The sequence below is a fragment of the Paenibacillus sp. ACRSA genome (assembly GCF_022346845.1).
Lineage (GTDB): Bacteria > Bacillota > Bacilli > Paenibacillales > Paenibacillaceae > Paenibacillus.
The window spans coordinates 1-13,948 of record NZ_JAKRNP010000020.1; the positions used below are offsets into that span (position 1 = coordinate 1).

11 protein-coding genes are annotated in these 13,948 nt (G+C 48.6%); 10 read left to right on the plus strand and 1 reads right to left on the minus strand.

Annotated elements, in window-relative coordinates; genetic code table 11:
- Positions 1-632: 632 nt before the first annotated feature.
- The 9 genes from MH215_RS27295 to MH215_RS27335 all read left to right on the plus strand — a co-directional run bounded on the left by MH215_RS27295 (position 633) and on the right by MH215_RS27335 (position 10,427).
- Entirely contained in the window at positions 633-1,784 is a 1,152-nt protein-coding gene (locus MH215_RS27295) for a cobalt-precorrin-5B (C(1))-methyltransferase (protein ID WP_239294122.1), read from the plus strand.
- Positions 1,747-3,048 carry a precorrin-6y C5,15-methyltransferase (decarboxylating) subunit CbiE gene (cbiE, locus tag MH215_RS27300; protein ID WP_239294084.1) on the plus strand — a complete coding sequence of 434 codons (1,302 nt, stop codon included), beginning with the start codon at positions 1,747-1,749 and terminating at the stop codon, positions 3,046-3,048. Before MH215_RS27295 ends, cbiE begins: the two co-directional genes overlap by 38 nt.
- A 32-nt stretch (positions 3,049-3,080) precedes the next feature.
- Positions 3,081-3,797 (plus strand): precorrin-2 C(20)-methyltransferase, encoded by a 717-nt coding sequence (gene cobI, locus MH215_RS27305; RefSeq protein WP_239294085.1) that lies wholly within the window; start codon positions 3,081-3,083, stop codon positions 3,795-3,797.
- A complete protein-coding gene (gene cobM / locus MH215_RS27310) occupies positions 3,794-4,591 on the plus strand; it encodes a precorrin-4 C(11)-methyltransferase (RefSeq protein WP_056701998.1) in 798 nt (265 codons plus the stop codon). Before cobI ends, cobM begins: the two co-directional genes overlap by 4 nt.
- On the plus strand, positions 4,584-5,675 hold the full coding sequence (locus tag MH215_RS27315) for a cobalt-precorrin 5A hydrolase (protein WP_239294086.1): 1,092 nt from the start codon (positions 4,584-4,586) through the stop codon (positions 5,673-5,675). The genes cobM and MH215_RS27315 overlap by 8 nt, the downstream gene beginning before the upstream one ends.
- 94 nt (positions 5,676-5,769) lie before the next feature.
- Positions 5,770-7,218, plus strand: coding sequence for a cobyrinic acid a,c-diamide synthase CobB (locus tag MH215_RS27320; protein WP_239294087.1), 1,449 nt, complete (start codon positions 5,770-5,772; stop codon positions 7,216-7,218).
- Between the two features lie 421 nt (positions 7,219-7,639).
- Complete coding sequence (locus MH215_RS27325) at positions 7,640-8,278, plus strand: ThuA domain-containing protein (protein WP_239294088.1); 639 nt, start codon at positions 7,640-7,642, stop codon at positions 8,276-8,278.
- Between the two features lie 100 nt (positions 8,279-8,378).
- Positions 8,379-8,756 carry a phasin family protein gene (locus MH215_RS27330; protein ID WP_239294089.1) on the plus strand — a complete coding sequence of 126 codons (378 nt, stop codon included), beginning with the start codon at positions 8,379-8,381 and terminating at the stop codon, positions 8,754-8,756.
- Positions 8,757-10,427: an ABC1 kinase family protein gene (locus MH215_RS27335; RefSeq protein ID WP_056702004.1), complete on the plus strand. Its 1,671-nt coding sequence runs from the start codon at positions 8,757-8,759 to the stop codon at positions 10,425-10,427.
- Between the two features lie 421 nt (positions 10,428-10,848).
- Here the strand turns inward: MH215_RS27335 and MH215_RS27340 are convergent, their stop codons facing one another.
- Positions 10,849-11,367 carry a pilus assembly protein gene (locus MH215_RS27340; protein WP_239294090.1) on the minus strand — a complete coding sequence of 173 codons (519 nt, stop codon included), beginning with the start codon at positions 11,365-11,367 and terminating at the stop codon, positions 10,849-10,851.
- A 630-nt stretch (positions 11,368-11,997) separates the two neighbouring features.
- On the opposite strand from MH215_RS27340, the gene MH215_RS27345 reads away from it, so the two are divergent.
- The gene (locus MH215_RS27345; protein ID WP_239294091.1) at positions 11,998-13,449 is read left to right on the plus strand and encodes a SulP family inorganic anion transporter; all 1,452 of its coding nucleotides are present in this window, start codon (positions 11,998-12,000) and stop codon (positions 13,447-13,449) included.
- Positions 13,450-13,948: the final 499 nt, after the last annotated feature.

A 13,948-nucleotide genomic window follows, 5' to 3' on the forward strand; every position in this document is an offset into this window, starting at 1 on the left:
CGCGATCTACTAGTAGCGGTGAATGAATAGTTACCCAAATGCATTCCAGCCAAGGTCAGCCATTTAATCCATGGCTGTAATGTCTCTACGTGCCAAGGTCAAAATGGCTGCGAGGTCTGTGAACTAGTAACTCCATTTACCGCGAACTTCTAGTGGCGGTGAATGAATAGTTACCTAAAACGCCCTCCAGCCGAGGTCAGCCATTTAATCCATGGTTGTAATGTCTCTACGTGCCAAGGTCAAAATGGCTGCGAGGTCTGTGGACTAGTAACTCCATTCACCGCGATCTACTAGTAGCGGTGAATGAATAGTTACCCCAAACGCCCTCCAGCCCAGGTTTAGTCATTTAAATCAGGGCTGGAGGAATGTACTGTACTAACGAAGTGTGCCAGAGACGCAGGAGGTAGCGGAGGGAACGGAATCGATTCTGTAGAAGCGGAGCGGTCGCATTTGTACCCGGATTTCTCCCTTAGCATAAGGGGAATCAAAGAAATCTGGGGACAACGGCGATCGAAAGAACGATCCGTTCCCGGAGCGGCCACCCCGGAGTCCTCCGCCCTCTGCGGCAAACGTAGTTACCTCAAGTACATCCGATAATTTAAATGATAAGAAAGGACGGGAGGTCAGAGACCATGGAGAAGAAACGCATGAAAAGCGGTGAAGCGCCAGACCCTGACAAACCGATGCGTTCCGGCTTCACCACGGGCGCGTGTGCCACAGCTGTTGCCAAAGGGGCAACGCAGTTACTACTAACCGGTACGGTGCCTGAGCAAGCTGTCGTATCCCTTCCTGCGGGCTTTGACCACTCGTTCGAACTGATCGAGCAAGGGTTAGAGGATGGGGTGGCAACCTGTGCCACGATCAAGGATGCCGGCGATGACCCAGACGCAACACATCTTGCCAAGATCATTGCCCACGTAACTTGGCGGGATGAGCCTGGGATGGAGCTTGACGGCGGGATCGGCGTTGGGCGCGTGACGAAGCCGGGTTTGCCTGTTCCGGTGGGCGAAGCAGCGATTAACCCTGTTCCGCGCCGAATGATCACCGAAGCGGTAACACAAGTCCTCGCCGAACACGGCACAGCGAGAGGGGTACGAGTGGTTATCAGCGTACCAGAAGGCGAAGAGATCGCGAAGAAAACGCTGAATTCTCGCCTTGGCATTCTCGGAGGCATCTCGATCTTAGGTACACGGGGCGTTGTAGTGCCCTTCTCCACATCGGCGTACAAAGCCAGCGTCGTGCAGGCGATCTCGGTAGCCCAGGCTTCCGGTTGTGAGCATATCGTATTGACCACTGGGGGCAGCAGTGAGAAATACGCGATGAAGATGATGCCCGAGTTGCCAGAGGAAGCCTTTATTCAGATGGGCGATTTTGTTGGGTTTGCGATCAAGCATGGCAAGCGGCTAGGGATGAAGCGCATCAGTCTGGTCGGCATGCCAGGTAAGTTTGCCAAGGTGGCACAAGGTGTCATGATGGTGCATTCCAAGAGTGCGCCGGTGGATTTTGGATTTCTTGCGTCCGTCGCTCGGGAGACGGGAGCCGGAGATGAGCTGGCGCAAGCGATCGAGGAAGCCAACACGGCGACTCAGGTAGCGGATATGATGACCGAAGCAGGGTATTTGCCCTATTTTGAGCGGTTATGTACATATGCCTGTCGGCACTGTCTGGAGCATGCAGGCGGTGGCATGACGGTGGAAGTGGTCTTGGTAACGATGAAAGGAATGGAACTTGGGAGGGCGGAAATCAGTGAACTTGACGACAACAACTGGAGCAAAGGATCATAAAATCCACATTATTGGTATAGGCGAAGACGGTGCAGCGGGGCTGACAGCCGAGTGTCTGAACATCATCCAAGCAGCTAACGTACTCGTTGGTGGTGAACGTTTACTGCAATATTTCCCTGATTTTGAAGGCGAGAAGCTTGCGATTAAGAGCGGTTTAAGTGATCTCGTTGTGAAAATAAAAGCGTTTCAAGCCACACACCATGTCGTTGTGCTGGCTTCAGGAGACCCGCTGTTCTACGGCATTGCCGGGTATCTGGCGCGTAAGCTGGGTTCGGATCAATTGCAGATCCGACCTCATCTGAGCTCGCTGCAGCTCGCATTTGCCCAGCTCGGCGAGAGCTGGCAGGACGCCGTGCTCGAAAGTGTGCACGGACGTCCACTCAAGGGACTCGCACAGCGCATCGATGGCAAAGCCAAAGTTGCGCTGCTCACCGACGAGCAGAACAGCCCGGCGGCCATTGCGGCCTATCTGCAACAATTCGGCATGACCGAATATGACGCCTACGTGGCTGAGAATCTGGGCGCAGCAGATGAACGTGCCCGTCATTATATATTGGACGAGCTGGCGGCAGCCGAATGTAGCCCACTAAATGTGGTTATATTGCTGCGCCGCAAGGATGCATCAGCATCACGCAAAGGATTTGGCTTCGCGGATGAAGAGTTCCACCAGCGCAAGCCGGAGAAGGGCCTAATCACGAAGCGCGAAGTGCGTGTATTCAGCTTATCGGAGCTGCAACTTGCAGAGGATAGCGTTGTCTGGGATATCGGCGCAGGCTCAGGTTCAGTAGCTGTGGAGTGTACACGGCTAGCGCCGAAGGGGCAGGTCTTCGCCATCGAAAAAAATGAAGGTGACCTCGTCAACATCGAGGCCAATCGAGTGAAATTCCGGACGGACTTTACCGTCCTCCATGCCAAAGCACCAGCAGGGCTGGACGAACTACCGAATCCGGATGCGGTGTTCATCGGCGGCAGCGGCGGAGAACTAGCGCAGCTGATCGCCCTATGTGCGTCACGGCTGCGCCCAGAGGGGCGAATTGTGGTGAATGCAGCGACGATTGAGACGCTGCATGACAGCATGAAGGCGATGCGCGAAGCAGGAATGGACGCATCAGTGACGTTGCTTCAGACGGCGCGCAGTAAGCCGATTTTGAACATGACTCGTTTTGACGGACTGAACCCGATTTATGTGATTACAGGAAAGTGTGTTGTTACAGAGGTCACAGATACAACAACGGCGGGAACAGCAGCAGGAGCGGCAGAATGATCGTTGAAGGACAGAACAAGGGGGATAACAACATGAGCATGGGAGCAGTAGGCACACTATATGGTGTGGGTGTGGGGCCAGGTGACCCGGAGCTGATTACCGTCAAAGCATACCGCATGATCAGGGAATGTCCTGTGGTCGCTTATCCGAAGAAACGCAAGGGTGGTAAATCCTACGCCCATGAGATCGTGGAGTTGTACGTGAATCCAGAAGAGAAGGAAATGCTCGGTCTGATCTTCCCGATGACGAAAGACCCTGTTGTACTAGAACGTGAGTGGGGAAAAACCGTTGAGGCATGTTGGGGTGCGCTGAAGGAAGGGAAAGACGTTGCTTTTGTAACCGAAGGAGATCCGAATCTATACAGTACATTTATTCACCTGGCACGTCTGATGCGCGAGTTGCATCCTGAAGTACCGATTTCTTCTATTCCGGGTATTTCATCCGTACTTGGGGCAGCGGCAGCACTGGATATCCATCTGGCAGATGGTGACGAGCAGGTGGGTATCATCCCAGCAACAGCGGATAAAGAGGCCATGCGACAAGCCATTGAGCATCACGATACGATTGTATTTATCAAAGTGGCGAAGGTGCTTGATCTTATGCTTGAACTGTTGGAGGAGATGGGTCTTGGAGGCAAAGCCTCAGTTGTTACTAAAGTCACTTCCCCATATGAACTGATCTGGCACGATGCCCGTAAACTGAAAGGGCAGGAGCTGGAATATCTGAGCCTGATGGTGGTGAGCAAATGAAGACATTGGAACCCAAAGTATATATCGTAGGTGCAGGTCCAGGAGACCCGGAGCTGATTACTGTCAAAGGCTCGAATATTTTGCGAAGTGCTGATCTGGTGCTCTATACCGATTCGCTTGTGAATGATGAACTTATTGCTACAGCGAAGCCGGAAGCCGAAGTGTTGCAAAGCTCAGGCATGGATCTGGAGCGTCAAGTTGAGCTGATGACGGAGGCAACACGCAATGGGCGTAGCGTAGCTCGTGTACATACAGGAGACCCGGCGATGTACGGGGCAATTTTAGAGCAGATGGTATTGCTCAAGCAGCAAGGTGTGGACTATGAGATTATTCCTGGCGTTAGCTCGGTCTTTGCTTCGGCAGCGGCATTGGGGGCAGAACTGACTGTGCCTGAGCTGACTCAGACCGTTATTCTGACCCGCGCGGAAGGACGTACGCCTGTACCAGAACGGGAGAAGCTGCGTGACCTCGCATCACATCACTGTACCGTTGCGCTGTTCCTGAGTGCGACACTTGCGAAGAAAGTCGTGGTTGAATTCCTCGCTGCGGGCTGGAGTGAGGATACACCGGTTGCGGTGGTGCAACGTGCCACGTGGCCTGATCAGAAAATTGTGCGTACAACGTTGGCCAATCTTGCCGCTGACCTGCGCGCCGCAGGCATTACAATGCATGCGATGATTCTCGCTGGCTGGGCGCTTGACCCAGACCTTGTGAATCGGGATGCGCATCGCTCCAAGCTGTATGACAAATCCTTCACCCATGGGTACCGTAAAGGAGTGAAGTCCGGTGAGTAATTCATATGCAGCGGTAGCCATCACCAAGCATGGGGTTGAGATGGTGCGCAACATGGCTGGACAATTCCCGGGGACGGATGTTTATTATATGACGAAGTTTGCCCGTGGAGATGAGCAGCAGCTTGGCTACAACATGTTCGAGGGGTCAGTGAAACTGATTCTGCCGGACTTGTTCAAACGGTATAATGGCATTATTTTATTCATATCTCTGGGTGCTGTAGTACGCATGATTGCGCCGCTATTAGTGGACAAAAAGGTGGATCCGGCTGTTCTGGTCATTGATGATCGCGGAGAACATGTCATCAGCGTGTTGTCCGGTCATTTAGGCGGTGCCAATGAGTTGACCCGCCAGGTGGCAGAGGTGCTTGGGGCACGCCCTGTAATTACGACGGCTTCAGATGTGCAGGGGACGATCCCTGTGGATCTGTTCGGTCGTGAGCTTGGTTGGATTGTGGATAGCTTCGATAAGGCTACGCCCGTGAGTGCAGCGGTTGTGAATGAGGAGCCAGTTGCGCTGATTCAGGAGACAGGTGAGCGGAATTGGTGGAAATACGATAAACCTGTCCCGGATCATATTCGTACCTTTCATAGCATGGCTGAAACAGAGTCATTTGCATTCAATGCGGCACTCGTGATTAGTGATCGACTGCTCACCGATGAGGAACAGCAGCGATTCATGAGCAACGGTGTGTTGTACCGTCCCAAAAGTCTAGTCCTAGGCATGGGCTGTAACCGGGGGACATCCTTGGAGGAATTGGAGCAGGAGGTTCTTGCGACGCTTGCAGAACAGTCTCTTTCCGTGAAGAGTGTGCGTAACATAGCCACCATTGATCTGAAAAAGGATGAGGAAGGTTTGCTCGCGCTTTGCCAAAAGTACGGCTGGAAGCTGGTTACCTATTCCCCTGCTGAACTGAACACGGTCCCCCTACCTAATCCGTCGGAGACGGTATTCAAATATACGGGAGCCTATGGCGTCAGTGAGCCAGCGGCACTGCTCTCCTCTGGGGCAGACCATTGGTTGCTGGAGAAGAAGAAAAGCGGTAATCTGACGATTTCTATCGCACGCATTCCGTTTAAACCTTGAACTAACGTTATATAGATAACCGCATCGGTATTCGGTGCGGTTTTGTTATATCGGTCTTTGTACACGAAATATGCAGATGAGGTAGGGAATTCATATGATAACAAGCGATAAACAACATGCCACACATGTCAGACCTCGGTTAATTATTGCGGGGACAGGAAGTGGCGCGGGTAAAACAACGGTAACGCTAGGTTTAATGAAAGCTCTTGCTGGTCGTGGATTACGTGTACAGGGCTTCAAATGTGGCCCAGACTATATTGATCCAACCTATCACACGGCAGTGACAGGAAGAGCTTCTCGCAATCTGGACGCGTGGATGACCTCACCGGAGTATGTACGTCATACATTTGTGCAAGCAGCAGAGGGGCAGGATATTTCAATCATTGAAGGAGTCATGGGACTGTACGATGGGAAAGACCCCCTCAGCAATACCGGCTCAACTGCCGAGATTGCGATGGTCACGCAGACACCTGTGATCCTGGTTGTAGATGTTCGTAGTATGGCACGAAGTGCTGCGGCGATTGTACTTGGGTTTCAACAGTTGGAGCCTGAGCTGAATATAGCAGGTGTCATCGTTAACCGCTGCGGGAGTGCAGGGCACTACCAGATTGTAAAGAAGGCGATTGAGCAAATGTGCGACATCCCTGTGGTAGGTTGGTTGAAACGAGAGGATGATATGTCAATTCCCGAGCGTCATCTTGGTTTGGTTCCCGCCATTGAACGAGGTGAACTTGACCCATTATTCCAGCGGGCTGCCGATGTACTGAGTGAGGGTACGGATCTGGACTTACTTCTGAAGATTGCTGGTGCAGCGCCTCCACTGAAATTCAAGAACTACGAACACCAAGAACACCAGAAGGACCAAGACGATCAAGATCATCAAGCACGTCCTGTCATCGCAATTGCACGGGATGCGGCATTTAACTTCTATTATCCGGATAACTTGGAGCTGCTTGAGGAAGCTGGCGCGAAGCTTACTTATTTCAGTCCAATTGCAGGTGAAGGTATTCCAGCGGATGCAGACAGCATCTATCTGGGCGGTGGATTTCCAGAGGAATTTGCTGAAGCTATTGCCACGAACAAGTTGTTTCTAGGAGGGTTACGTCAGGCTGCACGTCAGCATATGCCTTTGTTTGCCGAGTGCGGAGGTTATATGGTGCTTGCCGAAACGTTAACGGATCGCCAAGGGGTAACGTTCAACATGGCGGGTATTGTTCCTGCACATGTGCAGATGCAAACCAAGCGCGCAGCCCTTGGATATCGTGAGGCAAGTGCTGTTCAGGATTCATTTTTGCTGGAAAAGGGAGATATACTGCGAGGTCATGAATTCCATTATTCTACGATGACCTATCACGATTCAGATACGATTCCATATGCCTATGAAACGAAAGGTATGCGAGGGTTGAAGCCAGAGGGATACAATTCAGGGCATATTCTAGCTGGGTACACCCATGTGCATCTGGCTTCTAATCCTGCAGCTGCTCACAGATGGGTAGAGCGCTGTCGCATGTATCGACAAAGTAAGCAGAAGGAAGTAGAGTGACTCTATCCTCGGTCAATTATCTGAGACTTTGGTCGTGAAGTTGGCTGCTAATCATCAGAATTAAAGGTTTTTGCCTGCATATGTGGAATGACTTAAATACTGCCCAGAGCATCTGTGGATGCTGGACTGGTCAGTAATGACCGATACACATGACGGATACATCTGTGGTACACATTTGGACAAATTCTCCTCAAGGGTAACAGAATTTCGGGATATGCTTATGAATAATGCGGCTATACTAAGAAGTAGTGGTGAACATGTCCGCGAATCTGAACTATAGGCATAGCATATCGTAGATTAGGTATACCTGCCTTACCGTCATGAGGGTTTTGCAGAAGATTAATCTGCTCATTTGGATTTCAAGGGGGACATGCTTTTTTGGTCACTTTATAATAGGGAAATAGAAAGGGGATTACATGTAATGGATCATCGTAAAAAGGCATTATTACTCGGCGATTATACACATCCCGATTGGCACCCGCTTCAGGGTGTGGATGCTGAGATCAGCCGGATTTTTCATGATATTATGACTGTGCAATGCAGTGAGAACCGCAATATGTTATTACAAGAAAATATCACAGGGTTTGATGTGTGTATTTCATATATGGACGATTGGAAGGGAAAAGTCTCTCCACAGCAAACAGCAGGATTACTGTCCTATGTAAGCAATGGCGGAGGTTTGCTCATTTTGCATAACGGAATCTCGCTCCAAAACCGATACGAACTCAAGCAGATGATTGGTGCCAAATTTTTGCAGCATCCACCGTATGCTCCGCTGGAATTCACGGTCACGGCGGAATCACATCCTGTGACAGAAGGAATTACCGGATTTACGTTGGAAGAAGAGCCTTACCAGTTTGAGTTTGGTTCTTTCTCCGAAACAAAAGTATTGCTTGAGTACCAGTCGGAAGAAGGGCCGAAGCCAGCGGCTTGGGCACATAGATATGGTTTGGGACGGATTGTGTACTTGATGCCAGGACATCATGTGCCAACGTTTGCCCACGAGACGTATCGGAAGTTGATCTTCCAAGCAGGCAAATGGGCTGCACGTTACGTGTAACTTAGCGTTGTATGTTTGTGTTACTTGTGTGTACGGACTTTTTGAACGACCTCTAATAGGGGTATAATATATGCATCAATGAAAGAGGGGGATGACAGGAATGAGCGATTTGTTCAAAAAGGCGATTTCATTAGGGCTAGGTCTTACCGTCGTAAGCAAGGAAAAGATTGAAAAAACAGTGGATGATCTAGTAAAACGTGGTGAACTCGCGCCGGGTGAATCCAAAGCTCTGGTTGAACGTCTGATGGAACGAGGTGACGAGGAGCAAGGTCAGTTGAAGAGAGTGATTCACGAACAGGTTAAACGTGTGCTGCAGGAAGTGGGCGTACCTTCAAAAGATGAAGTAACAAGTCTCGAGCAACGTGTAGCGCTCCTTGAGAAGAAACTTGCAGAACTGAATCAGTCACCACAGCTTCAAACGGATAGCTCCCCTGCTCCACTTGAAGTTCCTCCTCTCAAAGGAAACGAGATCGAGTAGATGGCTGTACGAATTAAACATGTCGGCAGATACCGGGAAATTGCCATGGCGCTGGTGCGTCATGGCTTCGGTTATATGGTCGAGGAGTTGGGATTGTTCCAAATTCTCGCCTTACCCCGCCGATGGATGTCGCGTGAAGCCCACACGACCAAAACACTGAGTGAGCGTATACGGCTAGTGCTGCAGGAGCTGGGGCCGGCTTTCGTTAAGCTGGGGCAATTAGCGAGCACACGGGCAGATTTATTGCCTGAGTCGGTCATTCGTGAACTGGTGAAACTGCAGGATCAGGTTCCGCCATTTTCTTCGGAGACGGCTAGGGGTATTTTGGAACAGGAATTGGATATACCGCTGGAAGAGATCTTCTCCCGGTTCGAGGATACCCCTGTAGCTGCGGCCAGCATTGGTCAGGTGCATTTGGGTAAACTTCAGAGCGGTGAGGCGGTTGCAATCAAAATTCAGCGACCTGGCATCTCACGAATTGTGCAGCGAGATTTGGATATTTTACGCGAGTTGACCGCGATGGCAGAGAAGCGCTGGGATTGGATCAAGCAGTATCAGATTCCGCAGATGGTTGAGGAGTATGCACAGGCTCTTATGGCCGAGCTAGATTATACCATCGAGGCGAGAAATACCGAGAAGATCGCCCAGCAATATCAACCGGACAATAAGGTGAAGATTCCGACGATTTACTGGGATCAGACGTCTTCCCGTGTGCTGACGATGGAGTATATCGAAGGAATCAAGCTGAATGACCGTGAACAATTAGTTAAAAAAGGACATGACCTGAACGATATTGCACAGCGGCTGGTAGATTCGTTATTGAATCAGATTTTCATTCACGGCTTCTTCCATGCCGACCCACATCCAGGTAACCTGATGGTACTCAAAGATGGTAGATTAGCCTTCATTGACTTTGGTATGGTAGGAACGCTGAGTGACGAGATGAAGCAACAACTAGCCTCACTTATTATTGGACTGATGCGTAAAGATACGGACAGTATGGTTCGTTCCATTGAAAAGCTGGGCATGATGCCTGACGATATGGATCTTCGGGGACTGCACGTTGATCTGGACAAGCTCAGAACAAAATATTACGATATTCCATTCTCTAAGATCAGTGTAGGTGAGGCACTCAATGACCTGTTTGGTGTGGCTCAGCGGCACCGCGTGGTGATGCCTGCGGATATACTGCTGTTAGGGAAGTCGCTACTGACGATGGAAGGTGTAATTGAGCATCTCGACCCCTCCTTGAGTATTGTTGATATGGCCGAGCCCTTTGGACGTAAACTGATTAAGGAACGATTCAGCCCCGGTAGGATCAAAAATAAACTGTTCCGCAGTGCGGCCGATATGGCAGAGAGTGTGATTGGATTGCCAGGACAGCTACGGCAGTTATCTTCTATAATCAGCAAAGGAAAGCTGCGATTGGAAGTCAGTGTGCCTGAACTGGAGACGCTGCTACGAAGGTTGGATCAGATCAGTAACCGTCTATCATTCAGTATCGTACTACTTGCCTTTTGTATCATTATGGTTGGACTTATTATCGGTTCATCGATCAGTCATCAGGCAACGATGCTATGGGACATTCCGGTGATTGAGATTGGATTTCTCGTGGCTATTCTGATGGTGGCGTTTCTGCTCTATTCGATATTTAAATCAGGGCGGTTCTAGACGGTAATTGAACGAAACAAAGGATATTTACACTCTAGCCCCTCCGATTGCAGTACCATCTTCCGATCGCTGTTATCCTCAGATTTTCTTTATTCCCTTTTAGAAAGGGAAAAATCTTCGTCTAAAGGCGAACGCTCCGCTTCTTCAGATTGGTTCTGCACTCTACGTTTTTGTGTAAATGTTTAGTTCAAAAATATAGCTAGAACCGTGATTTATTGGAGAGTAAATATTACGAGGCTGTCTCAAAGTCACATAGGTGACTTGAAGACAGCCTCGTTTAGTTTGATATCAGAAGTATACAAAAATGTTGGTAACCATTTAGACTTTTAGGAACTAGAACTATTACATATAGTTTTCTAAACCTTTAAAAAGCCTATTAATGCTTATTTATTGGATGATTTTTCCGTCTATATTAACGCAATTAGAAATCATGAATGTTGGATGCAAGTTTACCCGAAACCTCGCCATTCACGACGTGTTCGCCACCGATCCATTGCAGGATGTAATTTCCGCCACGCATTCCTTGTGGATACCCCTCTTCAAAATTAGCCCAGATGAGAGTATCGTGTGCAGCGATTATTTTCTCAAAATAGATTTTATCCGTGTTCCCCAGATGTGTCAGGGTGACTTTGACCGGATGGATACTGTTATTTTTCATGATGAGTTTAAGATGGCCATGACCTGCACTTATGTTAAAAGCATTAGGAAATGAAGCACCACCAATGGCTTTATGTTCCCAATGGGCACTTTTAGTGGATGGGTGGGTCTCATCTCCTCCATCCGCGGACGTATGGATCACCGAGTACGTTGTTTCTGTTGGAAGTATGCTGTCTTGTGAGTTGCCGGAATATGACCTATCTGAGGTTACACCTACAATGAATGTGATGAATGTCGTCATTGCGATGGTCAAAACTAAGATGATCGTTACCCTTTTCTTCATGAATCATAGTCCTCCAAATTGAAAGATATAAAATGGAACAAGGCATGATAGAGCGGTTTATTCTATAATATGTCAATCGTTACGTGTAATTAACTATAATAGGTATTTTTTATGAATCTAAACCATGACAGCATAAAGAGCAAGTTATATTTTTTGACTAATTAGAGCATATAGGAGTAATTTATAGAAAAAGGAAGATATTAATAGATAATTCGATATTATCTCCACTTAAACGTATTCGTACATATATGGCACCTTGTCTATAATAATAGGTCAGTACATAACGGATCCGGTTTTTCTGAGAGGGGAAAACCAAGAGTATCGTGAGGTTCACGTATCAGTCCTTTATCATGATGACTCATCAGTATTGCAAAGCCCGGAATGAAACGATGGAATTTAGGTGGATTCACACTGGAACGGATGCCGGTGTAGACCTGCATTATTTTTTGCTGTGCAGTAGTCTCGGATGGTTATGAAGTCATACCACAGGTGCAGATGATCATTTGCGGATCATGTATTCCGCTATTTTGTGCTGGTTGCCTTCGTAAATCAGTGATGAATCGTTCTCTCGATGATCGGGTACTTATTTTAAATTTGGAGTTATAGAGCGGGAGGATCAGCAAGAAACATATGAATACGTTAAAACAACAATGGTTTGGCAACATTCGTGGAGATGTGCTGGCAGGTATTACGGTTGCGCTCGCACTTATCCCCGAAGCGATTGCCTTCTCCATCATTGCAGGTGTCGATCCAATGGTCGGATTGTACGCTTCCATTACGATTGCCATCGTGATTTCGATTGCAGGAGGCAGACCGGGTATGATCTCGGCTGCAACGGGTGCTATGGCGGTACTCATGGTTGGTCTCGTGAAAGATCATGGTTTGGAGTATCTGTTTGCAGCAACCATACTGACAGGGGTCATTCAGTTTATTTTAGGTATTTTCAAAGTGGGACGATTTATAACCTTTGTGCCGCATTCGGTTTTGACCGGATTCGTGAATGCACTGGCGATTCTTATCTTTATGGCACAGCTCACGCATTTTACAGGCGCGAATTGGATGATGTATGCGATGGTTGCGGGCACGCTGGCGATTGTTTATATTTTGCCAAGGTTTTTCAAAGCGGTACCGGCTCCGCTCATCGCGATCATTGTCATGACGATTATTACGATGGTTTTTCACTTAGATGTGAAAACGGTAGAAAATATGGGTAATCTGACAAGCACACTTCCGATGTTCCATTTGCCTAATATCGCTTGGACATGGGATACACTGATGATTCTGTTGCCTTATTCCTTCACTATGGCACTGGTAGGTTTGCTAGAATCACTTCTGACCGCAACCATTGTTGATGAGATGACGGAGACGAAGAGCAGCAAAAATCGCGAGGTGCGTGGTCAAGGCATTGCGAACTTTGTGAATGGATTCTTTGGTGGTATGGGCGGTTGTGCGATGATCGGGCAATCGGTCATTAATGTGAAGTCGGGCGGACGAGGACGTTTATCCACCTTCACGGCAGGAGCCTTTCTGGCAATTTTGTTATTGCTTTTCAGTGGGGTAGTCAAACAGATACCAATGGGTGCGCTCGTAGGTGTCATGTTTATGGTCTGCATCGGAACTTTTGACTGGAGTTCAGTTAAAAATATTGCTCGTGTACCTCGGGCAGAAGCGATTGTCATGGTGGTTACCGTAGCGATTGTAGTCTATACCCACGATCTGTCGATCGGGGTTATGGTTGGGGTTGTACTCAGTGTGCTGCACTTCGGCTGGAAACAGACCAAAATTCGTGTGCAGACAAGCCAAGAGCAAGGGCAGAAGATTTATCGTGTGGTTGGACCATTTTTCTTCGGTTCATCCTCTCATTTTGTTGATAAGTTCAACGCCGAGGCTGATCCGGACGAAATTACGATTGATTTTGGCGGATCACATATCTGGGATAATACGGCCGTTGTTGCGATTGGCAAGGTGAAGTTCAAATATGCGAAGCTTGGCAAAACCGTGCACCTGCGCGGTCTGAATGAAGAAAGCTCGCGTTTGTTAGAGCGAAGTGGATTTGCCACATCGGACGGACATGGATCATAAACGGATTTAAACTACGTTTAAACCACGACAGGATGATATAGTTTGTAGCGGAACGAAGTGGTTTTTATGGCGGTGGAATCAAGTGATTTATAGCGGTAGAACGAAATGGTTTATATCGCTTAAATAATTGATTTGCCGAGTAAGCTAGGAGTGTCTGAAAACTCCGAAGGACGCAGATTTTGCCGAATTTTCGTTCCAGGCCAGGAAATTTTCTGCAGGCGTGCCGGGGCACGTCAAGGTAAAGTGACGCAGCAAGGGGCGAAAAGGTGGTAAAAGATGCACTTCAGCGAGTTTTCAGACACGACCTAGTATGAACTGATTAGAAAAATAAGAAGAGCTTCCTTACAGCGGTGACTTCTCTCAGAGGATTTAACTCGGGAGAGGGCGCCGCTGTTCTAGTTTTAACGTCGTATATGGGGGTAGTGCATGCTTTTGTTTTTCTAACGAATCACACGCACGTTAATCTGGCATTATCGCCAATATGTCCTCTGTTTGTGCG

Excerpts from the sequence above, each read along its gene's own strand:
- MH215_RS27295 (WP_239294122.1), top strand. The coding sequence starts at position 633 with ATGGAGAAGAAACGCATGAAAAGCGGTGAAGCGCCAGACCCTGACAAA.
- MH215_RS27340 (WP_239294090.1), bottom strand. The coding sequence starts at position 11,367 with ATGAAGAAAAGGGTAACGATCATCTTAGTTTTGACCATCGCAATGACG.
- cobI (WP_239294085.1), top strand. The coding sequence starts at position 3,081 with ATGAGCATGGGAGCAGTAGGCACACTATATGGTGTGGGTGTGGGGCCA.
- MH215_RS27325 (WP_239294088.1), top strand. The coding sequence starts at position 7,640 with ATGGATCATCGTAAAAAGGCATTATTACTCGGCGATTATACACATCCC.
- MH215_RS27345 (WP_239294091.1), top strand. The coding sequence starts at position 11,998 with ATGAATACGTTAAAACAACAATGGTTTGGCAACATTCGTGGAGATGTG.
- cobM (WP_056701998.1), top strand. The coding sequence starts at position 3,794 with ATGAAGACATTGGAACCCAAAGTATATATCGTAGGTGCAGGTCCAGGA.
- MH215_RS27330 (WP_239294089.1), top strand. The coding sequence starts at position 8,379 with ATGAGCGATTTGTTCAAAAAGGCGATTTCATTAGGGCTAGGTCTTACC.
- MH215_RS27335 (WP_056702004.1), top strand. The coding sequence starts at position 8,757 with ATGGCTGTACGAATTAAACATGTCGGCAGATACCGGGAAATTGCCATG.
- MH215_RS27320 (WP_239294087.1), top strand. The coding sequence starts at position 5,770 with ATGATAACAAGCGATAAACAACATGCCACACATGTCAGACCTCGGTTA.